Below are 20,820 nucleotides of genomic sequence, written 5' to 3' on the forward strand. Positions count from 1 at the left end.
AATCGCCCCGCAAGGGGCGATTTTCATTGGCGCGGCGGCCGCGATCCGTGCTGGCGGGGAGGGCGGGCATACCCATGTTGCAGCCGTAGGCGCCAGCGGGCTTTTCCTTGCCGTGTCGGCCCCGCGCCACAGAATCCCGTGGTTTTCGCGATTCAGGGAATCTCCCAGCTTGCCTTTCACGAACTGACACATTGCGTCCCTAGAATTCGTTCCTGCCATGTGCCGGGAGCGCCGCCCGCGATGCGAGCCCGCCCGCGCATGTCTGTTCAATCAACGGGAATTTGCAATGAAAAAGACTTTGTTCGCCACCGCCATTCTCGCCGCGTTCGGCGCCACGGCGCAGGCGGAAACCTCGGTGACGCTGTACGGCCTGATCGACACCGGCGTGGGCTACCAGCGCATCAAGGGCGACAACTACCATGAATCGAAGGTCGGCATGGCCAACGGCGTATCCAGCGGTTCGCGCTGGGGCCTGCGCGGCGCCGAAGACCTGGGCGACGGCCTGAGCGCCGTGTTCACGCTGGAAAGTGGCTTCAACTCGGCCAACGGCCAGTCGGGCCAGAGCAACCGCCTGTTCGGCCGCCAAGCCACCGTCGGCCTGAAGAGCGATTCGTGGGGCCTGCTGGAACTGGGCCGCCAGACCAACATCGCGTCGAAGTACTTCGCCGCGATCGACCCGTTCGGCGGCAGCTACGGCCAGGCCAACGTGGGCGTGGCCTTCAGCGCCGCCAACACGGTCCGCTACGACAACATGGTGCAGTACTCGACGCCGTCGTTCAGCGGCGTGCAGTTCGGCATCGGCTACTCGTTCAACGCCGCCGACACGACCGCCGCGCAGACCGGCTTCCGGACCGCCGACAATACGCGCGCCATCACCACCGGCCTGCGCTACGTGAGCGGCCCGCTGAACCTGGCCGTCACCTACGACCAGCTCAACCCGGCGAGCCAGCTGAACACCGACGCCACGCCGAAGGCCTGGATGGTGGGCGGTTCGTACGACTTCGAAGTGGTGAAGCTGGCGCTGGCCTACGGCCAGACCCGCGGCGGCTGGTTCACGGGCCAGGGCGCCAACGCCTTCGGCAGCGGCAGCCCCGAAGCCCGCGGCTTCGGCACCAACGTGGCCGTTTCCGGCTTCAAGGCGAATTCCTACCTGGTCGGCCTGAGCGTGCCGCTGGGCGGCGCCAGCAACCTGTTGGCCTCGTGGCAGCGCGCCGATCCGGACAGCGACGCCTTGACGGGCGACGACGCCACCATGAACGTCTATAGCCTGGGCTACACCTACAACCTGTCCAAGCGTACCAACCTGTACGCGATGGGCTCGTACGCCACCAACTTCGCCTTCACCGACGGCGTGAAGAGCACCGTGGCGATCGTGGGCGTCCGCCACCGCTTCTAAGGCGCGGGCACGAGCGGGCGGCGCGCAAGCGCCGCCCCTTGCGCCGAGCCGCGGTTGCACTGAGCGGATTGGGCGTCTTACCCGGCCACAGACGCGAAAAAGGCGGCCACCTCCCTAGCTCCACTCCCAGTCCGCTCACCCGAACCCCGTTCCCTGACAGGCCTGGCGCCTGCCGGGATGGCTCAAGACTGGGGCAGCAATTCCGGTTTCAGTATCCCGCGCAGGTCCGCGTAGGGGATATGCAGCTCGGGCTCGCCGTGCGAGTACGGCGCGATGGAATACGCGTCGTACTTGACCACGATGCCGTCGCGCGTCAGCGCGAAGTTGTCGCTTTCCTGGAACGGCCACATCTTGCCGTAGGCCGCCGGATCGCGGCGGGCATCGGGATTCTGCTCCAGCCATTTGGCGTGCGCGCGCTGCAAGGCGGCGACGTATTGCGCATGCCGGCCCGGAATCAGGGCATCTTCCAGGCTCATCACGCGGCCGCGGCCGCGCTCCCAGTTCAGGTATTGCGTGGCCGGGATGCCGTGCGCGGCGCCGGTCAGGAACTGCTCGGTATGCAGTTCGATGGAGACGACGTCGCCCACCGTGTCCTTCACGCTCGCCTTGAAGTAGGTGGCGTCGCGCGGGCGGGCGGTGGCCCAGAAGTACTGCGTGTATTCGGACAGCGTGTCGTAGGGCCCGCGGCGGTTGGCGTCGGTGCCGGTCATGTAGGCCAGCACGTGGTCCACCAGGGCCGTCAGCTTGGGGATGCCGGGGAAGGCCACGCTGTCGATTTCAATGCGGGGGCAATCGCCCTCGCAGCCGGGCTTGTTCGAGGCCCATTTGATGCGTTCGGTGGCCAGGTCGCCGACCTTCTCCGGCGTGGAGGCGGCCGGCGACGATTGCGGGGCGAGGGTGATGTCGGCGGGCGGCGTGCTGCCGCAGCCGGCCAGCGCCAGGACGGCTGCACCCAGGATCAGACCGCTAATCGCGCCTCGCGGCGTGAACGTGCGACGCATTGAACTACCTCCAGAGAATCGGGACGTGGCCGGTCAGGGGACGACGCCCGTCCACTCCGGCGTGGAAAACTTTTCGTCGGCCTGCGCCTGCGCGAGCGCCAGCGTGGCCTCGCCCACCTGTCCCGGGGTGAGACGATGCAGTCCGGCAAAAGTTTCCACCATGCGCTCGATGATGACGTCCCGCGCCAGCCCCGTCTGGGTACGCAGCGGGTCGACGCGCTTCTTCGCGCTGGTGGTGCCCTTGTCCGACAGCTTCTCGCGTCCGATGCGCAGCACCTCCACCATTTTATCGGCGTCGATGTCGTAGGACATCGTCACGTGGTGCAGCACGGCGCCGGAACGGCGGGCCTGCGCCGCGCCGCCGATCTTGCCGATGTCCGAGGCGATGTCGTTGAGCGGCTGGTACCAGGCCTTGATCCCCAGGCCCTGCAGCGCGGCCAGCACCCAGGCATCGAGGAAGGCGTAGGACTCCTGGAAGCTCATGCCATGCACCAGCGCCTGCGGCACGCTCAGCGAATAGGTGATGGAGTTGCCGGGCTCGATGAACATGGCGCCGCCGCCGCTGACGCGGCGCACGACCTCGATGCCGTGGCGGCGGGCGCCTTCGGGATCGACTTCGTTCTTCAGCGATTGGAAGCGGCCGATCACCACGGCGGGCGCGGACCATTCCCAGATGCGCAGCGTGGGCGGGCGTCGGCCGGCGCCCACTTCGTCGGTGATGACGGCATCCAGCGCCATGTGCAGCGCGGGGGGCTGCGGGCCTTCGTGGATCAGTTCCCAGCCGTAGTCGTTCCAGTCGGTGCGCGTCATGCCAGCGCCCTCCGCAGCACCACGGCGACGGCCTCCGCCGAGAAGCCGAACATCTCGGCCTCGGGCGGCAGGGCCGATTGCACGGCCAGCGCCAATTCCAGCTCGCCGGCGTCGGCCGGCATGCCGGTCAGGCCGCGGTTGATGGCTTCGAGGGCTTCCGGAGGCTCCAGGAAGAAGTCGCCGCTGATGCGCACATCGGCCAGGCGGCCGTCGCGCACTTCTACATCCGCGACGACCAGTTTGCCGCCGGGGACCTTGTATTCGCCATGCATGGGCGCTCCTTGCAAATCCAAATCGGTGTAGAGATTACAGGCTGAGCTTCATGCCGTCGTGGCTGGCGACGAAACCCAGGCTTTCATAGAACCGGCGCGCGTCGGGGCGGGCGCGGTCCGTGGTCAGCTGCACGAGCCCGCAGCCCTGGATGCGGCATTGCTCGATCGCCCACTCGAACATGGCGCGTCCCAGGCCGGCTCCGCGCGACGACGAGGCGATGCGCACGCTCTCGATCTGCCCGCGCCACTGGCCCAGCCGCGACAGGCCGGGTATGAACGATAACTGCAAACAGCCGACCAGGCGCGAATCCTGTTCGACCACGGCCAGGAATTGGTTCGAATCCTGCGCGATGGCGGCGAAGGCCGCGGTATAGCGCGGGTCCAGGGGCAGGGCGGGGTTTTCGCGCTTCGCGCCCAGTTCATCGTCGGCAAGCAGCGCGACGATGCCGGGCAGGTCTCCCACGCGCGCGCGGCGGAACACCAGTTGCGGGTCGGGCATGGCGGCTCCTTTTCAGCGGGCGACGTTCTGGGCGGTCTGGCCGAACAGGATGCGGCGCGAGGCCTCGTCGCTGACCGACGGGGCGGTGTTGACGGTATCGGCCAGGGCGTAGGCGCGCTGCGTGGCGGGCCGGGCGGCGATGGCGTCGAACCAGCGCTTCAGGTGCGGAAAATCGTTCAGGTCCTGGCCCTGCTTGGCGTGCGGCACGATCCAGGGATAGGCCGCCATGTCCGCGATCGAGTAGTCGCCGGCGACGAACTCGCGGTCGGCCAGGCGCTTGTCGAGCACGCCGTAAAGGCGGTTGGTTTCCTTGACGTAGCGTTCGATGGCGTAGGGGATGCGCTCGGGCGCGTAGCCGGAGAAATGGTGGTTCTGGCCGGCCATGGGGCCCAGGCCGCCCATCTGCCAGAAGAGCCACTGGGAGACTTCCGCGCGGCCGCGCAGGTCGGCGGGCAGGAAGCGCCCGGTCTTCTCGGCGAGATAGAGCAGGATGGCGCCGGATTCGAACAAGGATATCGGCGCGCCGCCGTCGGCCGGCTTCTGGTCGACGATGGCGGGAATGCGGTTGTTCGGCGCGATGGCGAGGAATTCGGGCTTGAACTGGTCGCCGCGGCTGATGTTCACCGGGTGGATCTTGTAGGGCAGGCCGCTTTCTTCGAGGAACAGGGTGATCTTGTGGCCGTTGGGGGTGGTCCAGTAATAGAGGTCGATCATGGGGTGTCCTGGTCATGGCGCCGGCGGTGGCCGCCGGGCGGAACGGCCATGATAGCGGGGCACCCCCGGCGGCGGCCTGAATAACCGGGGGGCGGGTACGGGTTTGCCCCCCGGGTCCGGCAGGCCGCTCAGGCGGCGCCCGGACGGGCGCGGCCCGGCAGTTTCCAGGTCCAGTTCAGGCTGACGCCGGCCGCCGCCAGGAAGATCATGGCCACGCCGATGATCTGCGTGGCGTCCATGCGGTGCCCGTAGACCGCGAAATCGAGCATGATGGCAACGGCGGGATAGATGAAGCTGAGCGCGGCGGTGGAAGTGGTGGGCAGCTTCTGGATGGCCGAATACATCAGGATGTACATGAGGCAGGTATGGATCAATCCCAGCGCGACCAGATACCCCCATTGCAGCGGCGCCGAGGGCAGGGCGCCGAAGTCCGCCATGGGCAGCAGCATGACCGCGCCGAGCGTCACCTGGACCAGCGCCAGCACCTGCGGCGGGATGCCCTTGAGCCGCTTCACGATGATGGCGGTGACGCCGTAGAGCGCCGCCGCGCCCAGGCCCAGCAGCAGCCCCGTCAGGTAGGCGGCGCCGTCCGCGCCGCCCGCGGTGGACAGGCGCAGCACCAGCAGCAGGCCGGCGAAGGCAATGACGGACCACGCCAGCTTGCCGCGCGTGGGCCGCTCGCCCAGGAACAGCACGCCCAGGCCGATGAGGAAGAAAGGCTGTACGTTGTAGACGGCGGTGGCCAGCGAGATCGAGGCCAGCCGATAGGCGGAAAACAGCAACACCCAGTTCAGCACCAGGGCGGCGCCGGCGACCAGCGCCAGCGCCAGCGTCCTGGCCGTGAACAGGCCAGGCTTGAGCAGCCCGCGCATCCAGCAATAGAGGAACAGGGACAAGGCGCCGAAGACGCAACGGAAGAAAACGACGTTCCAGGCGCTTTGCCCGGACTCCAGCACGAACACGCCCAGCGTGCCGGACAGGGTCATCGCGGCGGCCATCTGCGCCAGGCCGATGCGTTCTGATGAGGGATTCATGAGGATTCTCCAGGAGGCGCCGTGGCCTCGATGCTTGATGGAGAAATTATCCCAGGCAGATTAAGGCGGTTATATGATGTTGATGCGGTCAATGGCTCATAGAACCTTTGTTTAGGTGGAATTTATGCAAAACGACCTAAAAAATGAAAACCAGGTGCTGGACGGTATCGACCGCCGCCTGGTAGAGATGCTTTCCGCCAATGCGCGCACCACCACGGCCGACCTCGCGCGCCAGGTGGGCATGTCCGCGCCCAGCGTCGCGGACCGCCTGAGGCGCCTGGAAGAATCGGGAGTGATCCGGGCCTATACCCTGAACGTGGATCCGGTGGCGCTGGGATACTCGCTGGAGGCCATCGTGCGCATCCGCCCGCTGCCGGGGCAGTTGCGTCACGTGGAGGGGTTGATCCAGGAGATACCGGAGTTCGTGGAGTGCGACAAGGTGACGGGCGACGATTGCTTCATCGCCCGGGTGGTGCTGCGCTCGATCTCGCACCTGGACGGCATCCTGGAGCGCGTCACGGAATTCGCCGAGACGAACACCGCGATCGTCAAGGCGCACACCGTGCGCCGCCGGCTGCCGCCGCTGCGCTAGGGCGGGGGATCAGACGGGCGCGGACAGGGCTTTTTCGATGTCGTCCTTGAGGCTCGCCGGCGTGTCGGTGGGCGCGTAGCGCTTGATGACGCGGCCGTCGCGGCCGACCAGGAACTTGGTGAAGTTCCACTTGATGCCCTCGGTGCCGAACACGCCGGGCTTTTCGCCCTTGAGCCAGCGGTACAGCGGGTGGGCGCCGTTGCCGTTGACCTCGATCTTGGCGTACAGGGGGAAGGTGATGTCGTACTGCGTGCTGCAAAAATCGCGGATCGCGGCTTCGTCGCCGGGTTCCTGGTGGCCGAACTGGTCGCAGGGAAAGCCCAGCACCGCCAGGCCGTCGTCGCGGTAGGAACGGTACAGCGTTTCCAGGCCGGTGTACTGCGGCGTGAAGCCGCATTTGGAGGCGACGTTCACCACCAGCAGCACACGGCCGCGGTAGGTGTCCAGGGATTGTTCCGCGCCGTCGATGCCGCGGGCGGAGAAATCGTAGATCGTGCTCATGCGGGGCTCCTGCCGGTCAGGCGTCGGAACGCGAGGGCGTCAGCGCGCCGGCTTGTCCCGCGAGTGTAGTCCCGGCGTGGCGGCCGTAGTAGCGCGTTCCCCACAGCGTCAGGAGCAGCACGGCCAGCGTGATGCCGGCCGACATCCACGGCAGGTCCGTCAGCGGCAGGCCCTGGCCCAGCGCCAGGCTGCCCAGCCAGGCGCCGCTGGCGTTGCCCAGGTTGAACGCGCCCTGGTTCAGCGTGGAGGCGAGGTTGGGGGCTTCCGCCGCCTGGTCCACGATCAGCGTCTGAAGCAGCGGCACCACGGCGAACCCCAGCACGCCCCAGACGAAGGTGGTCAGCAGCATGGGCACCAGGGAATGGATGGCCTGGCTCAGCACCAGGAAGACCAGCAGCAGCCCGATGAAGATGCGGCGCAGCGAGGCTTCGAGATTGCGGTCGCCCAGCTTGCCGCCCAAGGTGCTGCCGATGGTCAGCGCCACGCCGAACAGCAGCAGCACGCCGGTGACGCCGCGCTCGGACACGCCGGTCACTTCGCGCAGCAGCGGCGCGATGTAGGTCAGCACGCAGAACAGCGCCGCCGACGCCAGCACGCTGGCGGCCAGCGGCCACACCACGCGCGCGTCGCGCAGCACCTTGAATTCGCGCAGGATATTGCCGGGCTGCATCGGGATGCGGGAAGGCAGCCACGCCGCCAGGGCGGCGACGGCCACCAGCCCGATGCCGCTGACCACCCAGAACGTGGAGCGCCAGCCCGCCACCTGGCCCAGCGCGGTGCCCAGCGGCACGCCCAGCACGTTGGCGAGCGTCAGCCCGGTGAACATCAGCGCGATGGCGCTGGCGCGCTGGTTGCGCGGCACCAGGTCGGCGGCGACCACGGCGCCCAGGCCGAAAAACGCGCCATGGCAGAACGCGGTGAATACCCGCGCCGCCATGAGCAGCCCGTAGCTGGGCGCCAGGGCACAGAGCAGGTTGCCCAGGACGAAGGTGCTGGCCAGGCCGATCAGCGCGGCCTTGCGCGGCAGCTTAGCGGTGACGATGGCCATGATGGGGGCGCCGATGACCACGCCCATGGCGTAGCCGGTGATCAGCAGGCCGGCGATGTCGATCCCGACGCGGAGGTCTTCGGCGACGTTGGGCAGCAGGCCCATGATGACGAACTCGCTGGTGCCGATGCCGAAAGCGGCGGCGGCCAGCGCGATGAGGTGCAGGGGCATGGGAGGCGGCGGAGGGCCGGGCGGCGGGGAGCGCCGCCCGGCGCGTAGAAGGCAAGGGCGGAATTCTAGGGCAGCGCGGTGGCGGCGCGCCGGAAAAGCCCTGTTGATATTAAGGGTATACCCTGATTTTCCTGCGACCTTGCGGGGCCGCGCATCAATTGCGCTTCAATGCCACTTTCCCGTCGCTCGGAGCGCCGGCGGCGTCGGCGGACACATCTATCTCCGGCACGACCGACATTCCCACCCGCAGGCGCGCGGCGTCGGGCTGGCCGGCGTCCAGGCGTATCCGGGCCGTCAGGCGCTGGACGATCTTGGTGAAGTTGCCGGTGGCGTTTTGCGGGCCCAGCGGCGCATAGCTGGCGTTGCTGGCCGGCGCCAGGCTGTCCACGGTGCCGCGCAGCGTGACGCCGGGCAGCGCGTCGACGCTGATCTTGACCGGCTGCCCCGGACGGACGCGGGCCAGTTGGGTTTCGCGGTAATTGGCTTCGACATAGACCTCGTCCAGGGGCACGACCGCGGCGACGGGCCTGCCGGTGGCGATGAACGCGCCCATGCGCAAGGAACGCTGGCCGACCGTGCCCGCGATCGGGGCGGTAATGCGGGTATAGGAAAGGTTCAGTTCCGCGGCGGCCTCTTCGGCCTTCATTTGCGCCAGCGTGGCGCGAGCCTTGCGCAGTTCGGCGCGGAGGATATCCAGCTGGCGCAGCGCGGCCTGATGAGCAGCGCGATCCTTTTCCAGCGTGGCGCCGTGGATGACCGCCTGGGCCTGGGCTTGCTGCAAAGCCTGGACCGTGCCGGAGCCGTCCGCCGCCAGGTTGCGGTACCGCGCCAGGTCCGCCTGCGCGAGGCGCAAGGCCGCCTGGTCCGCCGTGACGGTCGCCTGGGCCCGCGCGATCTCGTGCTCTTGGCGCGCCGACTGGGCCGACAGGCTGTCGATGACGGCTTGCGCGCTCAACACCCGGGCGCGGGCGTGTTCCAGCGCAATGGCGAAGTCGCGGTCGTCGATGACTGCGAGAACCTGCCCTGGCGTCACGCGCTGATTGTCCTCGACCAGAACCTGCGCGATGCGGCCCGAAACCTGGGGGGACACCTGGGTGTAGTCGGCGCGGACATAGGCGTTGTCGGTCGATTGCAGGTTCGATGCGCTTTCCGGGCGGTTGATGTAGAAGAGTCCGGCTACGGCGGTAACGGCAAGCAAGGCGCCGATAGCGGCCTTGCCGGTCTTGGGCATTGACATTGGTTTATCCATGAGAAGAAGAGGCGGGTTGTGGCGCCGGGATGTACTGAAGGCGCAACACCAGGGGAATCATCAGAAGGGCCAGCAGGCCCAGCAGCAGATAGGCGTCGGACGTCGCCAGGACAAAGGCCTGTTCATGCAGGGCCGAGGCCACCTCGGCAGCCCCGGTCAGATGCGTCCAGCTTCCGTTGAGCAGGCCCGGATAATCCAGCAGCGCGTCCGCGTGGAAGCGTTCACGCAAGACCGTGAACTGGCTCACGCCCGCGCCGCCGATCAAGGTGCCGAAGACGCGCAGCGCGTTGATGGTGCCCGACACGTAGGGACCTTCCGGAGGCTGTACCACGCTGGTCGCCAGAAACAGCAGGGAGATCACCGCCATGGGCTGGCCGAAGGCCTGCAGGGTCTGGACAAGAACGAACTGCTCCCAGATCCAATCGGAAGTCAGGCGCGATCCGAACAGGCACGCCAGGGCAATCAGCCCCAGGCCCATGGCGAACACGATGCGCGCATCGACCCACTTCCGGTACAGCAGCGCGGCGACGCAAGGGCCGAGCAGCAATTGAGGCAACCCGACGATCAGCCCGATGGGCGCGCTTTGCAGGGCGCGGTATCCCCAGATCCGGCCGAGAAAGGCCGCGGGCACCGACGAACCCGACAGCATCACGATCAGGAGGCATACGAACACGGTGAACCCAAGCCCCAGATTGCGGCGTCCCAACAAGCGCAGTTTTATGAAGGGCTCGGGATGGAACCACTCGCTGACGAGGTAGGCCGCGGTGAACGCCAGGCCAATCGCGAAGGCGCTGGCGATCAGGGGCGATTCGAACCAGTCCAGCCGGACCCCCTGGTCCAGCGCGACCGTGATCGAGGTCAGGCCGATGGCTCCCAAGGCCATGCCGGGCCAGTTGGCGTGCTTGAAGCGTTCGGCCTGGGATGGCGCGTCCGGCAGGCTCCAGCCGACCAGCGTGCCGGCAAGCAGCAGCAGGGGGATCGCTTGCCAATAGACCAGGCGCAGGTCCGTCAGGGTGTCGGTCCACAGGCCCGTCAGCCAGATCGATACGTTGGGCGCGAAGGTGGCGGTCATGGCGTAGAGCGCGAGGCCATGCAGCCGGATCGGCGGCGGCAGGAATTTCAGCGCGGCCATCATCAGCACCGGGATGAGCGCGCCGCCGGCCAGGCCCTGCAGGCCGCGCAGCGCCAGGAGCAGAGGCAGGCTGTGAACGAAGGGCAGGACCAGGGCGATCAGCGCGCACAGCCCGACCATGCCCAGGTGGAACCGGCGCAGCGAGAGCGTGATGGCGAACCAAGAAGCGAAAGGCATGGCGACGAGTTCGCCCGCCGTATAGACCGTGCCGAGCCAGGAGGCGTCGTCCAGGCCCTGGCCCAGCGCGCCGCGGATGTCCGCCAGGGCCAGCGCGCCGACCCGATTGTTCAGCCCGGCCGTCATGGCCGCAAGAAAGATGCCCGTCAGCGCGACCAGGGGTCGCGCGCGGCGTTCGTGGCCGGCTGCCGGCGCGGCGCGCGCGCTCATTGCCGGGCCTCGCCGTCGGCCGAGGGGCCGGAAACCGCGGCGGCGTCCCAGCCGCCTCCCAGCGCCTTGTACAGCGCCACGACCGTCAGCGTCGACCGGGTCGAACTATGGGTCAGCGCCAGTTGGCTGTCGAGCAGATGGCGCTGCGCGATCAACACGGGCAGGTAGTCGGCGGCGCCCTGCTGGTACGCGCGTTCGGAAGCCTGCAAGGCGAGCCGATTGTGGTCGAAGGCGCGTTGCAGTTCGACGTGGCGGCGCTGTTCCGCCGCCCAGGCGTCGAGCGCGTCGTCGACCTCGTGCCAGGCGCGCAGCACCGTCTGCTGGAAGGCGATGGCGGCTTCCTGCTGGCGGGCCTCCGTCAGCGCCAGGGTGCCGCGCAGCCTGCCGCCTTCGAAGATGGGCAGATAAAGCGCCGGTCCCACCGAGAACTGCCGCGAGGCCCAGTTGCCCAGGTCGCCGCCGTGGAAGGCCTCGACACCCAGACGGCCGCCGAGCGTCAGGCGCGGATAGAAGTCCGCGGTGGCAACGCCGACGGCTGCGGTGGCGGCCTGGAGGCGGGCCTGGGCGCGTTGGATGTCCGGACGGCGGCGCGCCAGTTCGGACGGCATGCCCACCGGCACGGTTTGTGGAGGGCGGGGGAGGGGGCGGGCCGGCCCGAGCTCCGTATCCAGTTCGCGTGGCGCCAAGCCCAATAACAGCGCCAGCGCGTTCATGTGCGCGTCGCGTTCCCTCGCCAACTCGGGTTGCAGCGCGCGCACGGTGGCCAATTGCGCATTGGCGGCGGCGGTGTCGAAGTGCGTCGCGACGCCGTTGCGCGCGCGGCTCTCGGCCAGGCGCAGCGCATGCGCGGCAATTTTCTCGTTCTGTTCAGCGATGTCGAGCTGCGCCTGGGTACCGCGCAATTGCAGGTAGTTGCGCGCGATCTCGGCGGCCATGGCGACACGCACGGCCTCCCGGTCATACCAGGCGGCGGCCATCTCGGCCCCGGCCTGTTCCCGCAGGCTGCGCGCATGTCCCCAGAGGTCGATCTCCCAGGAGGCATCGAAGCCGGCCTGCCAGTACTCGTAGGCGTCGGTTGGCGCGCCGAGGGCGGCCATCTTGCCGTTCGCGCTATCGGCTTCTCGGGCATAGGAGGCGCTGGCGCCGAGCCGCGGCATCAGCCGCGCGCCGGCGATGCCGAGTGCCGCCCGGCTTTGGGCCACGCGCGCGGCGGCTGCCTGCAAATCCAGGCTGGTCCGCGCGGCCCGGCGCTGCAGGCCGGTCAGGATAGGATCATTCAGCAAGTTCCACCAGGCTATGGGCACCGGGCCGCGTTTCAGCCTGGAGGATAGGGAACCTGCGTCGCGCGGCTGCATCTCCGCCGCGAGCGGCTGGTCGGATGGCGGATGGAATGCCGGACCCACGGCGCAGCCGGTCAGCACCAGGCTCAAGAGGACGGCGGACGTCCGGGTCATTGGAAAACGGATCATGTGGCTGGCGTAATGCGGCGGCGCAATGCCCAGGGAGGGCGGCCCGCCGCGCAGATGTTGATGAAGGCGCCGCCGCGCCCGGCGATTCGAACTGGCGGTTTCCCGCGGCATCCGTGTCGGCCCGGCCGGCGAATGCAAGTATTCTCATTCTCTTTATGGATGGCGTCATTCCATAAAATAGCCAATTCATTTATCAATCCGGCCAACCGCATATGGCTGGATCGGTAAATCAACTGGCCAATCGCGCTGATGACGCCATCGGGGATGTGCCGTATCGTGGCCGGCACTGCCTTTCGCGCCCGCCTTGCATTCCATGGAATACCTTCCCGTTTACGCCGATCCTGAACCGCACCAGGTTGACCGACCCGTGGTGGCGGCCAGCATTTCGCTGGTGACCGAGGGCGGCGAATATCCCCCCCACCGCCACCGCAAGGCGCAATTGCTCTACACGGTGTCCGGCGTCATCACCTGCGAGACCGAGCGGGGCGTCTGGATGGTGCCGCCTGGCTGCGCGGTCTGGATCCCCGGCGGCATGAGCCATCGCGCCAGGCCATCGGGAAAGGTTCGCGGGTATGCGCTGTTCGTCGAGCCGGACGCCGTCGCCGGCCTGCCGGAGAGGTGCTGCAGCGTCGCGGTTTCGGTGCTCCTGCAAGCGCTGATAGACCGGGCCTGCCAGTTGCCCAGGCTATACGAGCCGCAAGGCGCCGATGGCCGGATCATGTCGGTGCTGTTGGACGAATTGGTGGCCGCGCCGCTGGAGCAACTGCACCTGCCGCGGCCGTCGGACCCGCGGCTGCTGAAGCTGACCGATGCCATGCTTGCCGATCCCGCCGATTCCGCCTCGCTGCCGCAGTGGGCGGCGCGCATCGGCATGAGCGAACGCAGCATGAGCCGCTTGTTCCGGCAGCAGACGGGAATGAGCGTGGGACGCTGGCGCCGCCAATGGCATGTCATCGCCGGCCTGCAGCGGCTGACGTCTGGGCTATCGGTGCAGACCGTGGCTTATGAATTGGGCTACGACAGCGCCAGCGCTTTCGTGACGATGTTCAAGAAGGCGGTGGGCAAGCCCCCCGGCCGCTTTTTGGCCGAGCGCACCGGCGCGGCGAGCGAGCCCGAGCCTTCCGGTTTTCCGTGATGCGGCGTGCCGAGGCAAGTGGCGAGCCGGCGAGGGCCTACACCAACTTCAAATCCAGCGGCGCCACGCCGGGGAACACCTGGGCCAGCCGCGCCCGGTCCAGCCCGTACAGGCGCGAGAACAGGCCGGCGAACACGGAACGGTATTCATTGAGCACGGGATAGTCGCGGTCCTGGAACAGCGTATCGCGCTTGACCTCCACCTGGCGGCCGGCGATGCGTCCGCCTTGCACGTTGCCGCCCATGACCCAGTACACCGTGCCGTGGCCGTGGTCCGTGCCTTTGTTGCCGTTCTCGCGGAAGGTGCGGCCGAATTCGCTGATGACCACCACGGTGGTCTGGCGCCAGGCCGGCCCCATGGCGTCGGCATAGGCCGCCAGCGCCCGGCCCAGCTGGCCCAGGCGGTTCGCCAGCAGGCCGCTGGCCGCACCCTGGCCGACGTGCGTGTCCCAGCCGCCGACGTCCACGAAGCCCAGGTTGTAGCGGTCCACCATGAAGCGCGCGATGCGCCGCACTTCCTGTTCGAGCTTGTCGGCGGAGACGGCATTGCCGCTGGCCGCCTGCATCTCGGCTTCGATTTCCTCGCGGGCCGCGCCCATGATGCGCTGCCCTTCGGCGACCGACGCATGCAGGTCGGTGTGCTGGTACATGGACTCGATCGCGCGGTTGTCGTCGCTGTTCAGGCGCGATTTGCGGCCGGCGCCGATCAGGTCGATATTTGGCACGCGCGCGTCGCCGCGGAATATCTGCGGCACCTCCGAGGTGAAGGCGGCGGACTGCGCGGCCTTGCCGCCCAGGGCCGCCGTGAGGCGGTTGAGAAAGCCCGAGCGATAGTCGCCGCCGGCGGCCCCGCCTTGTCCCAGTTCGATGCCGTTCTGGGTCTTGAAATGGCTGCGGCTGGTGTCCTCGGTACCGGCGAAGGGCACGAAGGCCAGCTGGCGCCGCTCGTAGAAAGGCAGCAGGCTTTCGGCCAGCGCCGGGTGCAGGGCCCACCCGTCTGCCAGGGGCAGGGCCGCGCCCGGTCCGCCGCCGGGGCGGGGGATGGCGATGGTGGGCCGGGATTCGTAATAGAACTCGCTGGCGGTGGGCACGAGCAGGCTGGCCGCGTCATAGGCGCCGCGCATGAAGACGACCAGCAGGCGGTTGTCCGAGGCGGCGGGGGCGGCGTAGAGGCGGCTGCCTGCGAGCGCCAGCGGGGCGGCAGCCATCAGTTGTAGCAGGCGGCGGCGATCCATGATGTTCTCCCTGGGCCGGTTGGTGGTGAGACTGGCGCCGCCCTCAGCGGCGCATGAATTCGGGCGAGGCCAGCAGGTAGGTGTTGGCGCTCCGTGGCGATTTGGCTTGGGCGACCGCTGCCCGCGTGGCCGGCGACAGGTCCGCGTACAGGCCGTTGCCCTCATTGGCCTTCAGCAGGTCGGGCAGGGGCGGCAGTTCGACCGGGCCGCCGTCGCCGTCCTCCTTGTAGAAGCGCTGTGGCGCGCCGGCGATGACGCTGGCGACCTCGAAGCGCGCGCTCATCTGTCCGGAGCCGGCCCAGTCGGACTGGCTCATGGGATAGCCGTCCGGCGTGAGCCGCTGGTTCAAGGGCTGGCCCAATTGCTTGAGCATGGCGGCGCCCGGCCGCGGATTCACGATGGGCGGCATCCCGTCATAGGCCAGCCGCAAGGACGAATACACGTAATGCACGGGATCCTTGAACACGCCTTTGCGCAGCGAGGCCGCGAACTCGGGCGAATCGAACAGCGTCTTGAGCGTGGCGGCGATGTTGCCGTCGGTGGCCAGGAACGTCTGGCTCATCTTGTCCACGAGCGAGGCCGGGGGCGCGTCGCCGGTGAAGTACACGGCCAGCTTCCCGCTCAGGTGCCTGGCCGTCGCCGGGCTGCGAGAGAGCAGGGCGGCGGCCTCGTCGGCTTCCTGGATCCCGCTTCCGGCGATGCGATGGCCGAGGAATTTCTTGTCGCCGAAATCATGGCGCGCCGGATTGAAGAGGAACAGCCCTTCCTGCACGACCTTGTCGCGCCATTCGCGCCTGACCTTGGGCGGCTCGGCCGTCTGGCCTATGCCCATGCCGGTGAGGATGCGGGCCAGCTCCTGGACGTCGGCCTGGGTATAGCCGCCGCCCACGCCCAGCGTATGCAGCTCCATCAGCTCGCGCGCGTAGTTTTCGTTGATCCGGCCGGCCGCGTTGCGGGTGTTGTCCAGGTAGATCAGCATCGCCGGCGCGCGCATGGTGGCCGACAGCAGGTCGCGGAACTTGCCCAGCGCATGCGGGCGGATGGCGCGGTCTTCGTATTGCGACAGGAAGATGCCGGCGTCGCCCTTGCCCTGGTCCACGTTGAAGTGATTCATCCAGAACCAGGTCATCTGGTCCCGCAGCTGGTTGGGCGAGTAGACTGCGCGCCACAGCGCCCGGTCACCCACTTCCGCGGCGCGTCGCAGCGAGAACTGGCGCGCCTCGCGCATGCCTTTCAGCTTCTGGTCCGGAGGCAGCTTTTCGGCCTTCTCGCGCATGTCGAGCTGCGCGGCGCGCGCCGCTTCATCGGAGACGCGCGAGATCGAGAGGGCGTCGATGCGCTGCTGCACCTCGGCCGGCAGCGCGTCGCGCGCCGGCGGTTGCAGTTGCGCCCGCAGATAGCGGTCGGCGCCCATTTCCCGGATGCGGGCAAGCTCGGCGGGCGTCGCGCCCCAGGTGACGCGATTCACCAGCGCGGCGTCGCGCGCCTTGGCGTCGACGGCCGGCTGCGCCAGGACGCCGGTGGACAGGGAGAGCAACAGCAGGGGCGCGGCGAGGCGCAGGCGGAGACACGACAACGGCATGTGGCGGAGACCTTCCCTGGAACGACTGGAGGTGTGACAGGATAGTCGCTGGGAGATTCCGGATCGGGCGCGTCTTGAAACGCAAGGAAACGGATCGCATCCGGTTTTCGCCCATGTCCGGACGCGGCGCGGGGCCATTGCCGCGGGCGCGGGGCGGGCGGCCTATCATGCAGGGTGACGGGGATACGCAAGCGCCTGAAGGAGGGCGGCAATGGAAGCGATGATCGAGCGCCTGGAGGCGATGCTGGCCAAGGGAACGGACAACATGCTGTTGCGATTTTCCCTGGGCAAGGCCTATGCCGAACAAGCGTGTTTTGAAGACGCGGAAACGCACCTGCGCGCGTCGCTGGCGTTCGACCCGACCTATTCCGTCGCCTGGAAGTGGCTGGGCAAGGCCTGCCTGGGGCGTGGCGACAAGGCCGGCGCGCGCGCGGCCTGGGAGGCCGGCCTGCAAGCCGCGCAGGCCCGCGGCGACCAGCAGGTGGTGAAGGAATTGCAGGTGTTCATCAAGCGGCTGGACAAAGAGGCCGCGGCGGGCTGAGGCGCGACTTCCGCGCGGCTTCCTCGTCGCTTCATGAGCGGGGAAGCCCGCCGAATGCCTCCAGCGCGCGCAGCCGGCTTTGCGCGAGGTCCACGATCGGCATCGGATAGCCGGCCGCCGCGCGTTCCATCGGGCTGGGATCGTGGATCGCGTCGCCCGGCAGGTGCGCCAGTTCCGGCAGCCATTCGCGCAGGAACACCCCGTCCGGATCGAACTTGCGCGATTGCGACAGCGGATTGAAGACGCGGAAGTAGGGCACCGCGTCGGCGCCGGTCGAGGCGCTCCATTGCCAGCCGCCGTTGTTGGCGGCCAGGTCGCCGTCCACCAGATGCGCCATGAACCAGGCTTCGCCCTCGCGCCAGTCGATGAGCAGGTTCTTGGACAGGAACATGGCGGTCACCATGCGCAGGCGATTGTGCATCCAGCCCAGCGCCAGCAACTGGCGCATGGCGGCGTCCACGATGGGAATGCCGGTGCGCCCGTGCCGCCAGGCTTCCAGGTCCTGCGGCGCGTCGCGCCAGGGCACGGCGGCGGTCTCCGGCTTCATGGGCTGGTGCATGGACAAGGACGGATGCGCGGCCAGCAGGTGCTGGTAGAACTCGCGCCACAGCAATTCGTTGATCCACGTGGCGGCGCCGGCCTTGCCGCTGTCGATCTCGCCGTGATTGGCCGCGAGCGCGGCGCGCAGGGCCTGGCCGGGCGACAGCACGCCGGCCGCCAGGTAGGGCGACAGGCAACTGGTGGCGGGGCGCGACGGGAAATCGCGCTCGTCGCGGTACGCGTCGATGACGCCGTCGGCGAACGCCTCCAGGCGATCTTGCGCGGCGCTTTCTCCCGCGGGCCAGAGCGCGCGCACGGCCTCGTCCGGCGCGTCGAAACCATCGAAGGCCGCGGGCAGCGGGTCGGCCGCCCAGGGAGGCGGCGCTTGGCGGCGCGGCGCGGGCAGGGCGCGCGGGGGCGCGGTGCGCAGGCGTTCGCGGCAGGCGCGCGCGTAGGGCGTGTAGACGCGATAGCAGTCGCCCTTGCCGGTGAGCACGGTGCCGGGGCGCAGCAGCGAGGCGCCGTGATGCAGGGTCCAGTCCACGCCCATGGCCTGCAGGCCCGCGGCGACCGAGGCGTCGCGGCGGCGTTCGTTGACGGCCCATTCGGCGTTGGCATGGACATGGCCGATGGCGTGGTCCCGGCAGAAGCCGGCCAGCGCGGCGGGCGCCTCGCTCCAGTCCCGCACGGTGAGCAGCTTGAGCGGTATGCCCAGCTCCGCTAGGTCGCGCGACAACTCGCGCAGATTGCGCAGCCAGAAGTCCACCTTGGCCGGCGCGTCGCCATGCAGGCGCCATTGGGCCGGCGCGGCCAGGAACAGCGCCGTCACGGAGCCGTCCTCGGCGGCGGCGGCCAGGGCGGGGTTGTCGTGCGCGCGCAGATCGGTGCGCAGCCAGAGCAGCGTGTTCATGGGAATCCAGGGGGGCGGATCGGCCCGCGGCGGGCACGCGCGGGCGAGGGTGGCATTCTATATTGCGCGGACGGCGGCGGGCGCGCCTTGGAATACGATGTAAAAACTACGAGTATATGTGTCCGGCCGGGCGTGGCGGGGCCGCGTGGCCGTCAAACCATGAAACACGCTGGCGCGCCGTACATATTGACGCGGCGGCGGCCCTGGTCATGTAATCCAAGTAAACGATTAGGGCCTGCCCCTGGAGCAAGTGAACGCTATGGGAAATCTGATGGACCTCCGCCCGTCCTTTCTGAGGGGCCGCCCACCTGCCGGCAAGACGTCGCTGGACGTGTTGCAGAAGATCTGGCGCTCGGTCGACCTGCCGGACGAATCCCTGAGCCACGTCTTGCTGACGGGCGCCGATCCGGTGCTTCCCTCGTCTTTTGCCGTCGGCACGGCGGCGCAGGCCAGCATGGCCGCGGCCGCCCTGGCCGCCGCCGAGATCTGGCACTTGCGGGGCGGCGCGAGGCAGCAGGTCAGCGTGGACATGCTGCACGCGGCGCAGGAATGCCGCAGCTACTTCAAGATCAACGGCGTCACGCCCAATCCCTGGGATCCGATCTCCGGCCTGTATCGCTGCGGCGATGGCGGCTGGGTCCGCATCCATGCCAACTTCGCGCATCATCGCGATGGCGCGCTGGCGCTGCTGGGCTGTCCGCCGGGCGATAGCGCGACCCGCGAGGCGGTGGAGCGCGCCCTGAGCCGCTGGAACGCGCTGGATTTCGAGCAGGTGGCCGCCGACGCGGGCCTGGCCGTGGCCGCCATGCGCAGTTTCGACGAATGGGACCGCCATCCCCAAGCCCAGGCGCTGGCCGCGCAGCCCCTGCTGACGATCGAGCGCATCGGCGAGGCCGATCCCCGGCCCTTGCCCAAGTACGGGCACGACGCCCGGCCGCTGCGCGACATCCGGGTGCTCGACCTGACCCGCATCATCGCGGGGCCGGTTTGCGGCCGGGCGCTGGCCGCCTACGGCGCGGACGTGATGCTGGTCAATTCGCCGCAACTGCCCAACATCGACAACATTATCGACACCAGCCGCGGCAAGCTCTCGGTCCTGGCCGACCTGGACACCGCCGACGGCCGCATCGCCCTGGGCAACCTGCTGCGCAGCGCGCACGTGTTCGTGCAGGGCTACCGGCCCGGCGGCCTGGCCGCGCTGGGGTTCGGGCCGCAGGACGCGGCGCGCATCCGCCCGGGCATCGTCTACGTATCGCTGTCCGCCTACGGCAGCGCGGGGCCCTGGGCCAACCGCCGCGGCTTCGATTCGCTGGTGCAGACCGCCACGGGCTTCAATCACGCCGAAGCGCAGGCCGCGGGCCAGGAAGCGCCCAAGCCGCTGCCCATGCAGATCCTGGACCACGCCTCCGGCTACCTGATGGCGTTCGGCGCCCAGGCGGCGCTGGCGCGCCAGGCCACGGAAGGCGGCAGCTGGCATGTGCGGGTATCGCTGGCGCAGACGGCGCAATGGTTGCGCGGCCTGGGCCGGGTGGAGGGCGGGCTGGCCTGTCCGATGCCGGGCTTCGACGGCCTGCTGGAAACCGAGCCTTCGGGGTTCGGTGAGCTGATCGCCTTGCGCCACGCCGCGAATTTCTCGGCGACGCCGGCCCGCTGGACCCGTCCTTCGAGCCCGCCGGGCACCCATCCCACCGTGTGGCCGTTCCACTGAGGCCCTGGCGTCGCCGCAGCCGGCCCGCTCCGGCCGTCGGCGCCTGGCGCCCCGGCTTGTGCCTTATTGGCGAGCCTTCCATTCGCGCAGGGCGCGCATGGTGTTGGCGACGTGGGATTCGGGGCTCATGTCGGTGAATTCATAGACGATCTTGCCTTGCGGCGAGATGACGTACGAGATGCGCTGCGCATACTCGGGGCGCTTGTCGTGCACGGCATCGTAGGCCTTCATGACCTTGCCGTCGCCGTCGGCGGCCACCGCGAACTTGTTGCGGCATTCGCTGACCGAGAACTTGTTGAGGGTGTCGATGTCGTCCGTCGACACGCCGATGACGGTAGCGCCCAGCGATTTGTATTCATCGGTGGCTTCGGCGAAGTTGTGCGCTTCGATCGTGCATCCCTGCGTGAAGGCGGCCGGAAAGAAATACAGCACGACCGGACCCTGCTTGAGCGCCTCGTTCAGCTTGAAGGTGAAGACATTGCCGCCCAGCGAGGCCTGGACGCTGAAGTCCGGCGCCGGGGCGCCCACGTCCAGCGCGGCGTGGACGGGCGCGGCGGCCAGCAGGCCGCTCAGCAATAACCAGGTGGCGGTGCGCTTCATCGGAATCTCCTTCAGAGTCTGGGGCAGGGGGCGCGTGCTTCCTAATGTAGCCCCGCGCGGGGCGAGGGTCCAGGGCGCTTCCACGCCCCGGACACCGGCTAGTCGCGCGCTGACTGGCCTCGGCCGTTGCCGTTGCCATCCCCGCGCGCCTGCTCGCGCTGTTGCTGCTGCTGGCGCGCCTGCTGCTGCTCGCGCTGTTGTTGCTGGAGCGCCTGCTGCTGGGCCTGCTGGTCGCGCTGCTGTTGCTGGCGCGCCTGCTGCTGGGCCTGCTGGTCGCGCTGCTGTTGCTGGCGAG

The 20,820-nt window shown here is 68.6% G+C and carries 20 protein-coding genes; 5 read left to right on the forward strand and 15 right to left on the reverse strand.

Translation table 11 applies throughout. The features are described 5' to 3' along the window. Window positions 1-286 precede the first annotated feature (286 nt). Window positions 287-1,396 carry a porin gene (locus tag ADE01S_RS27605; protein WP_062684966.1) on the forward strand — a complete coding sequence of 370 codons (1,110 nt, stop codon included), beginning with the start codon at window positions 287-289 and terminating at the stop codon, window positions 1,394-1,396. Window positions 1,397-1,578: 182 nt separating this feature from the next. Here the strand turns inward: ADE01S_RS27605 and ADE01S_RS27610 are convergent, their stop codons facing one another. The 6 genes from ADE01S_RS27610 to ADE01S_RS27635 form a co-directional block, all read right to left on the reverse strand. Continuing rightward, window positions 1,579-2,397 carry an RsiV family protein gene (locus ADE01S_RS27610; RefSeq protein WP_062684967.1) on the reverse strand — a complete coding sequence of 273 codons (819 nt, stop codon included), beginning with the start codon at window positions 2,395-2,397 and terminating at the stop codon, window positions 1,579-1,581. A 33-nt stretch (window positions 2,398-2,430) separates the two neighbouring features. After that, on the reverse strand, window positions 2,431-3,207 hold the full coding sequence (locus tag ADE01S_RS27615) for a lipoate--protein ligase family protein (RefSeq protein WP_062684968.1): 777 nt from the start codon (window positions 3,205-3,207) through the stop codon (window positions 2,431-2,433). Continuing rightward, a complete protein-coding gene (gene lplB / locus ADE01S_RS31680) occupies window positions 3,204-3,479 on the reverse strand; it encodes a lipoate-protein ligase small subunit (protein ID WP_062684969.1) in 276 nt (91 codons plus the stop codon). Before lplB ends, ADE01S_RS27615 begins: the two co-directional genes overlap by 4 nt. A gap of 34 nt (window positions 3,480-3,513) precedes the next feature. Then, window positions 3,514-3,978: a GNAT family N-acetyltransferase gene (locus tag ADE01S_RS27625; protein WP_062684970.1), complete on the reverse strand. Its 465-nt coding sequence runs from the start codon at window positions 3,976-3,978 to the stop codon at window positions 3,514-3,516. Window positions 3,979-3,990: 12 nt separating this feature from the next. Further along, window positions 3,991-4,692: a glutathione binding-like protein gene (locus ADE01S_RS27630; protein ID WP_062684971.1), complete on the reverse strand. Its 702-nt coding sequence runs from the start codon at window positions 4,690-4,692 to the stop codon at window positions 3,991-3,993. A gap of 128 nt (window positions 4,693-4,820) precedes the next feature. After that, entirely contained in the window at window positions 4,821-5,726 is a 906-nt protein-coding gene (locus tag ADE01S_RS27635) for a DMT family transporter (protein WP_062684972.1), read from the reverse strand. A 124-nt stretch (window positions 5,727-5,850) separates the two neighbouring features. Between ADE01S_RS27635 and ADE01S_RS27640 the strand changes: the two genes are divergently transcribed. Continuing rightward, window positions 5,851-6,318 (forward strand): Lrp/AsnC family transcriptional regulator, encoded by a 468-nt coding sequence (locus ADE01S_RS27640; protein WP_062684973.1) that lies wholly within the window; start codon window positions 5,851-5,853, stop codon window positions 6,316-6,318. 9 nt (window positions 6,319-6,327) lie between these two features. Here ADE01S_RS27640 and ADE01S_RS27645 read toward each other — a convergent pair whose 3' ends face one another. From ADE01S_RS27645 to ADE01S_RS27665, 5 genes are all read right to left on the reverse strand, one after another. After that, complete coding sequence (locus tag ADE01S_RS27645; protein ID WP_062684974.1) at window positions 6,328-6,819, reverse strand: glutathione peroxidase; 492 nt, start codon at window positions 6,817-6,819, stop codon at window positions 6,328-6,330. A gap of 16 nt (window positions 6,820-6,835) precedes the next feature. Then, entirely contained in the window at window positions 6,836-8,038 is a 1,203-nt protein-coding gene (locus ADE01S_RS27650; RefSeq protein WP_062684975.1) for an MFS transporter, read from the reverse strand. Window positions 8,039-8,192: 154 nt separating this feature from the next. Beyond that, complete coding sequence (locus ADE01S_RS27655) at window positions 8,193-9,275, reverse strand: HlyD family secretion protein (RefSeq protein ID WP_062684976.1); 1,083 nt, start codon at window positions 9,273-9,275, stop codon at window positions 8,193-8,195. Window positions 9,276-9,279: 4 nt separating this feature from the next. Then, window positions 9,280-10,806 (reverse strand): MFS transporter, encoded by a 1,527-nt coding sequence (locus ADE01S_RS27660; protein ID WP_062684977.1) that lies wholly within the window; start codon window positions 10,804-10,806, stop codon window positions 9,280-9,282. Continuing rightward, the gene (locus ADE01S_RS27665) at window positions 10,803-12,413 is read right to left on the reverse strand and encodes an efflux transporter outer membrane subunit (protein WP_242663468.1); all 1,611 of its coding nucleotides are present in this window, start codon (window positions 12,411-12,413) and stop codon (window positions 10,803-10,805) included. Before ADE01S_RS27665 ends, ADE01S_RS27660 begins: the two co-directional genes overlap by 4 nt. 175 nt (window positions 12,414-12,588) lie before the next feature. On the opposite strand from ADE01S_RS27665, the gene ADE01S_RS27670 reads away from it, so the two are divergent. Continuing rightward, a complete protein-coding gene (locus ADE01S_RS27670) occupies window positions 12,589-13,410 on the forward strand; it encodes an AraC family transcriptional regulator (protein ID WP_062684978.1) in 822 nt (273 codons plus the stop codon). A gap of 37 nt (window positions 13,411-13,447) precedes the next feature. Here the strand turns inward: ADE01S_RS27670 and ADE01S_RS27675 are convergent, their stop codons facing one another. Together ADE01S_RS27675 and ADE01S_RS27680 are read right to left on the reverse strand one after the other, a co-directional pair. Beyond that, window positions 13,448-14,644, reverse strand: coding sequence for a DUF1501 domain-containing protein (locus ADE01S_RS27675; RefSeq protein WP_062684979.1), 1,197 nt, complete (start codon window positions 14,642-14,644; stop codon window positions 13,448-13,450). A gap of 43 nt (window positions 14,645-14,687) precedes the next feature. Beyond that, the gene (locus tag ADE01S_RS27680) at window positions 14,688-16,226 is read right to left on the reverse strand and encodes a DUF1800 domain-containing protein (protein WP_062684980.1); all 1,539 of its coding nucleotides are present in this window, start codon (window positions 16,224-16,226) and stop codon (window positions 14,688-14,690) included. A 211-nt stretch (window positions 16,227-16,437) separates the two neighbouring features. Here ADE01S_RS27680 and ADE01S_RS27685 point away from each other — a divergent pair, with 211 nt between their 5' ends. Continuing rightward, the gene (locus ADE01S_RS27685) at window positions 16,438-16,767 is read left to right on the forward strand and encodes a hypothetical protein (RefSeq protein WP_075873459.1); all 330 of its coding nucleotides are present in this window, start codon (window positions 16,438-16,440) and stop codon (window positions 16,765-16,767) included. Between the two features lie 31 nt (window positions 16,768-16,798). Here the strand turns inward: ADE01S_RS27685 and phrB are convergent, their stop codons facing one another. Then, window positions 16,799-18,217: a deoxyribodipyrimidine photo-lyase gene (phrB, locus tag ADE01S_RS27690; RefSeq protein ID WP_062684981.1), complete on the reverse strand. Its 1,419-nt coding sequence runs from the start codon at window positions 18,215-18,217 to the stop codon at window positions 16,799-16,801. Window positions 18,218-18,476: 259 nt separating this feature from the next. Between phrB and ADE01S_RS27695 the strand changes: the two genes are divergently transcribed. Continuing rightward, window positions 18,477-19,925: a CoA transferase gene (locus tag ADE01S_RS27695; protein ID WP_062684982.1), complete on the forward strand. Its 1,449-nt coding sequence runs from the start codon at window positions 18,477-18,479 to the stop codon at window positions 19,923-19,925. 63 nt (window positions 19,926-19,988) lie between these two features. On the opposite strand, the gene ADE01S_RS27700 is transcribed toward ADE01S_RS27695, so the two are convergent. Next, on the reverse strand, window positions 19,989-20,525 hold the full coding sequence (locus tag ADE01S_RS27700; RefSeq protein ID WP_062684983.1) for a peroxiredoxin: 537 nt from the start codon (window positions 20,523-20,525) through the stop codon (window positions 19,989-19,991). Window positions 20,526-20,820 lie beyond the last annotated feature (295 nt).

The organism is Achromobacter denitrificans NBRC 15125 (genome assembly GCF_001571365.1).
In the GTDB taxonomy this organism is placed as follows: domain Bacteria; phylum Pseudomonadota; class Gammaproteobacteria; order Burkholderiales; family Burkholderiaceae_B; genus Achromobacter; species Achromobacter denitrificans.

Coding starts and splice junctions, on each gene's coding strand:
- ADE01S_RS27605 (WP_062684966.1), top strand. CDS start 287: ATGAAAAAGACTTTGTTCGCCACCGCCATTCTCGCCGCGTTCGGCGCC.
- ADE01S_RS27610 (WP_062684967.1), bottom strand. CDS start 2,397: ATGCGTCGCACGTTCACGCCGCGAGGCGCGATTAGCGGTCTGATCCTG.
- ADE01S_RS27615 (WP_062684968.1), bottom strand. CDS start 3,207: ATGACGCGCACCGACTGGAACGACTACGGCTGGGAACTGATCCACGAA.
- lplB (WP_062684969.1), bottom strand. CDS start 3,479: ATGCATGGCGAATACAAGGTCCCCGGCGGCAAACTGGTCGTCGCGGAT.
- ADE01S_RS27625 (WP_062684970.1), bottom strand. CDS start 3,978: ATGCCCGACCCGCAACTGGTGTTCCGCCGCGCGCGCGTGGGAGACCTG.
- ADE01S_RS27630 (WP_062684971.1), bottom strand. CDS start 4,692: ATGATCGACCTCTATTACTGGACCACCCCCAACGGCCACAAGATCACC.
- ADE01S_RS27635 (WP_062684972.1), bottom strand. CDS start 5,726: ATGAATCCCTCATCAGAACGCATCGGCCTGGCGCAGATGGCCGCCGCG.
- ADE01S_RS27640 (WP_062684973.1), top strand. CDS start 5,851: ATGCAAAACGACCTAAAAAATGAAAACCAGGTGCTGGACGGTATCGAC.
- ADE01S_RS27645 (WP_062684974.1), bottom strand. CDS start 6,819: ATGAGCACGATCTACGATTTCTCCGCCCGCGGCATCGACGGCGCGGAA.
- ADE01S_RS27650 (WP_062684975.1), bottom strand. CDS start 8,038: ATGCCCCTGCACCTCATCGCGCTGGCCGCCGCCGCTTTCGGCATCGGC.
- ADE01S_RS27655 (WP_062684976.1), bottom strand. CDS start 9,275: ATGTCAATGCCCAAGACCGGCAAGGCCGCTATCGGCGCCTTGCTTGCC.
- ADE01S_RS27660 (WP_062684977.1), bottom strand. CDS start 10,806: ATGAGCGCGCGCGCCGCGCCGGCAGCCGGCCACGAACGCCGCGCGCGA.
- ADE01S_RS27670 (WP_062684978.1), top strand. CDS start 12,589: ATGGAATACCTTCCCGTTTACGCCGATCCTGAACCGCACCAGGTTGAC.
- ADE01S_RS27675 (WP_062684979.1), bottom strand. CDS start 14,644: ATGGATCGCCGCCGCCTGCTACAACTGATGGCTGCCGCCCCGCTGGCG.
- ADE01S_RS27680 (WP_062684980.1), bottom strand. CDS start 16,226: ATGCCGTTGTCGTGTCTCCGCCTGCGCCTCGCCGCGCCCCTGCTGTTG.
- ADE01S_RS27685 (WP_075873459.1), top strand. CDS start 16,438: ATGGAAGCGATGATCGAGCGCCTGGAGGCGATGCTGGCCAAGGGAACG.
- phrB (WP_062684981.1), bottom strand. CDS start 18,217: ATGAACACGCTGCTCTGGCTGCGCACCGATCTGCGCGCGCACGACAAC.
- ADE01S_RS27695 (WP_062684982.1), top strand. CDS start 18,477: ATGGGAAATCTGATGGACCTCCGCCCGTCCTTTCTGAGGGGCCGCCCA.
- ADE01S_RS27700 (WP_062684983.1), bottom strand. CDS start 20,525: ATGAAGCGCACCGCCACCTGGTTATTGCTGAGCGGCCTGCTGGCCGCC.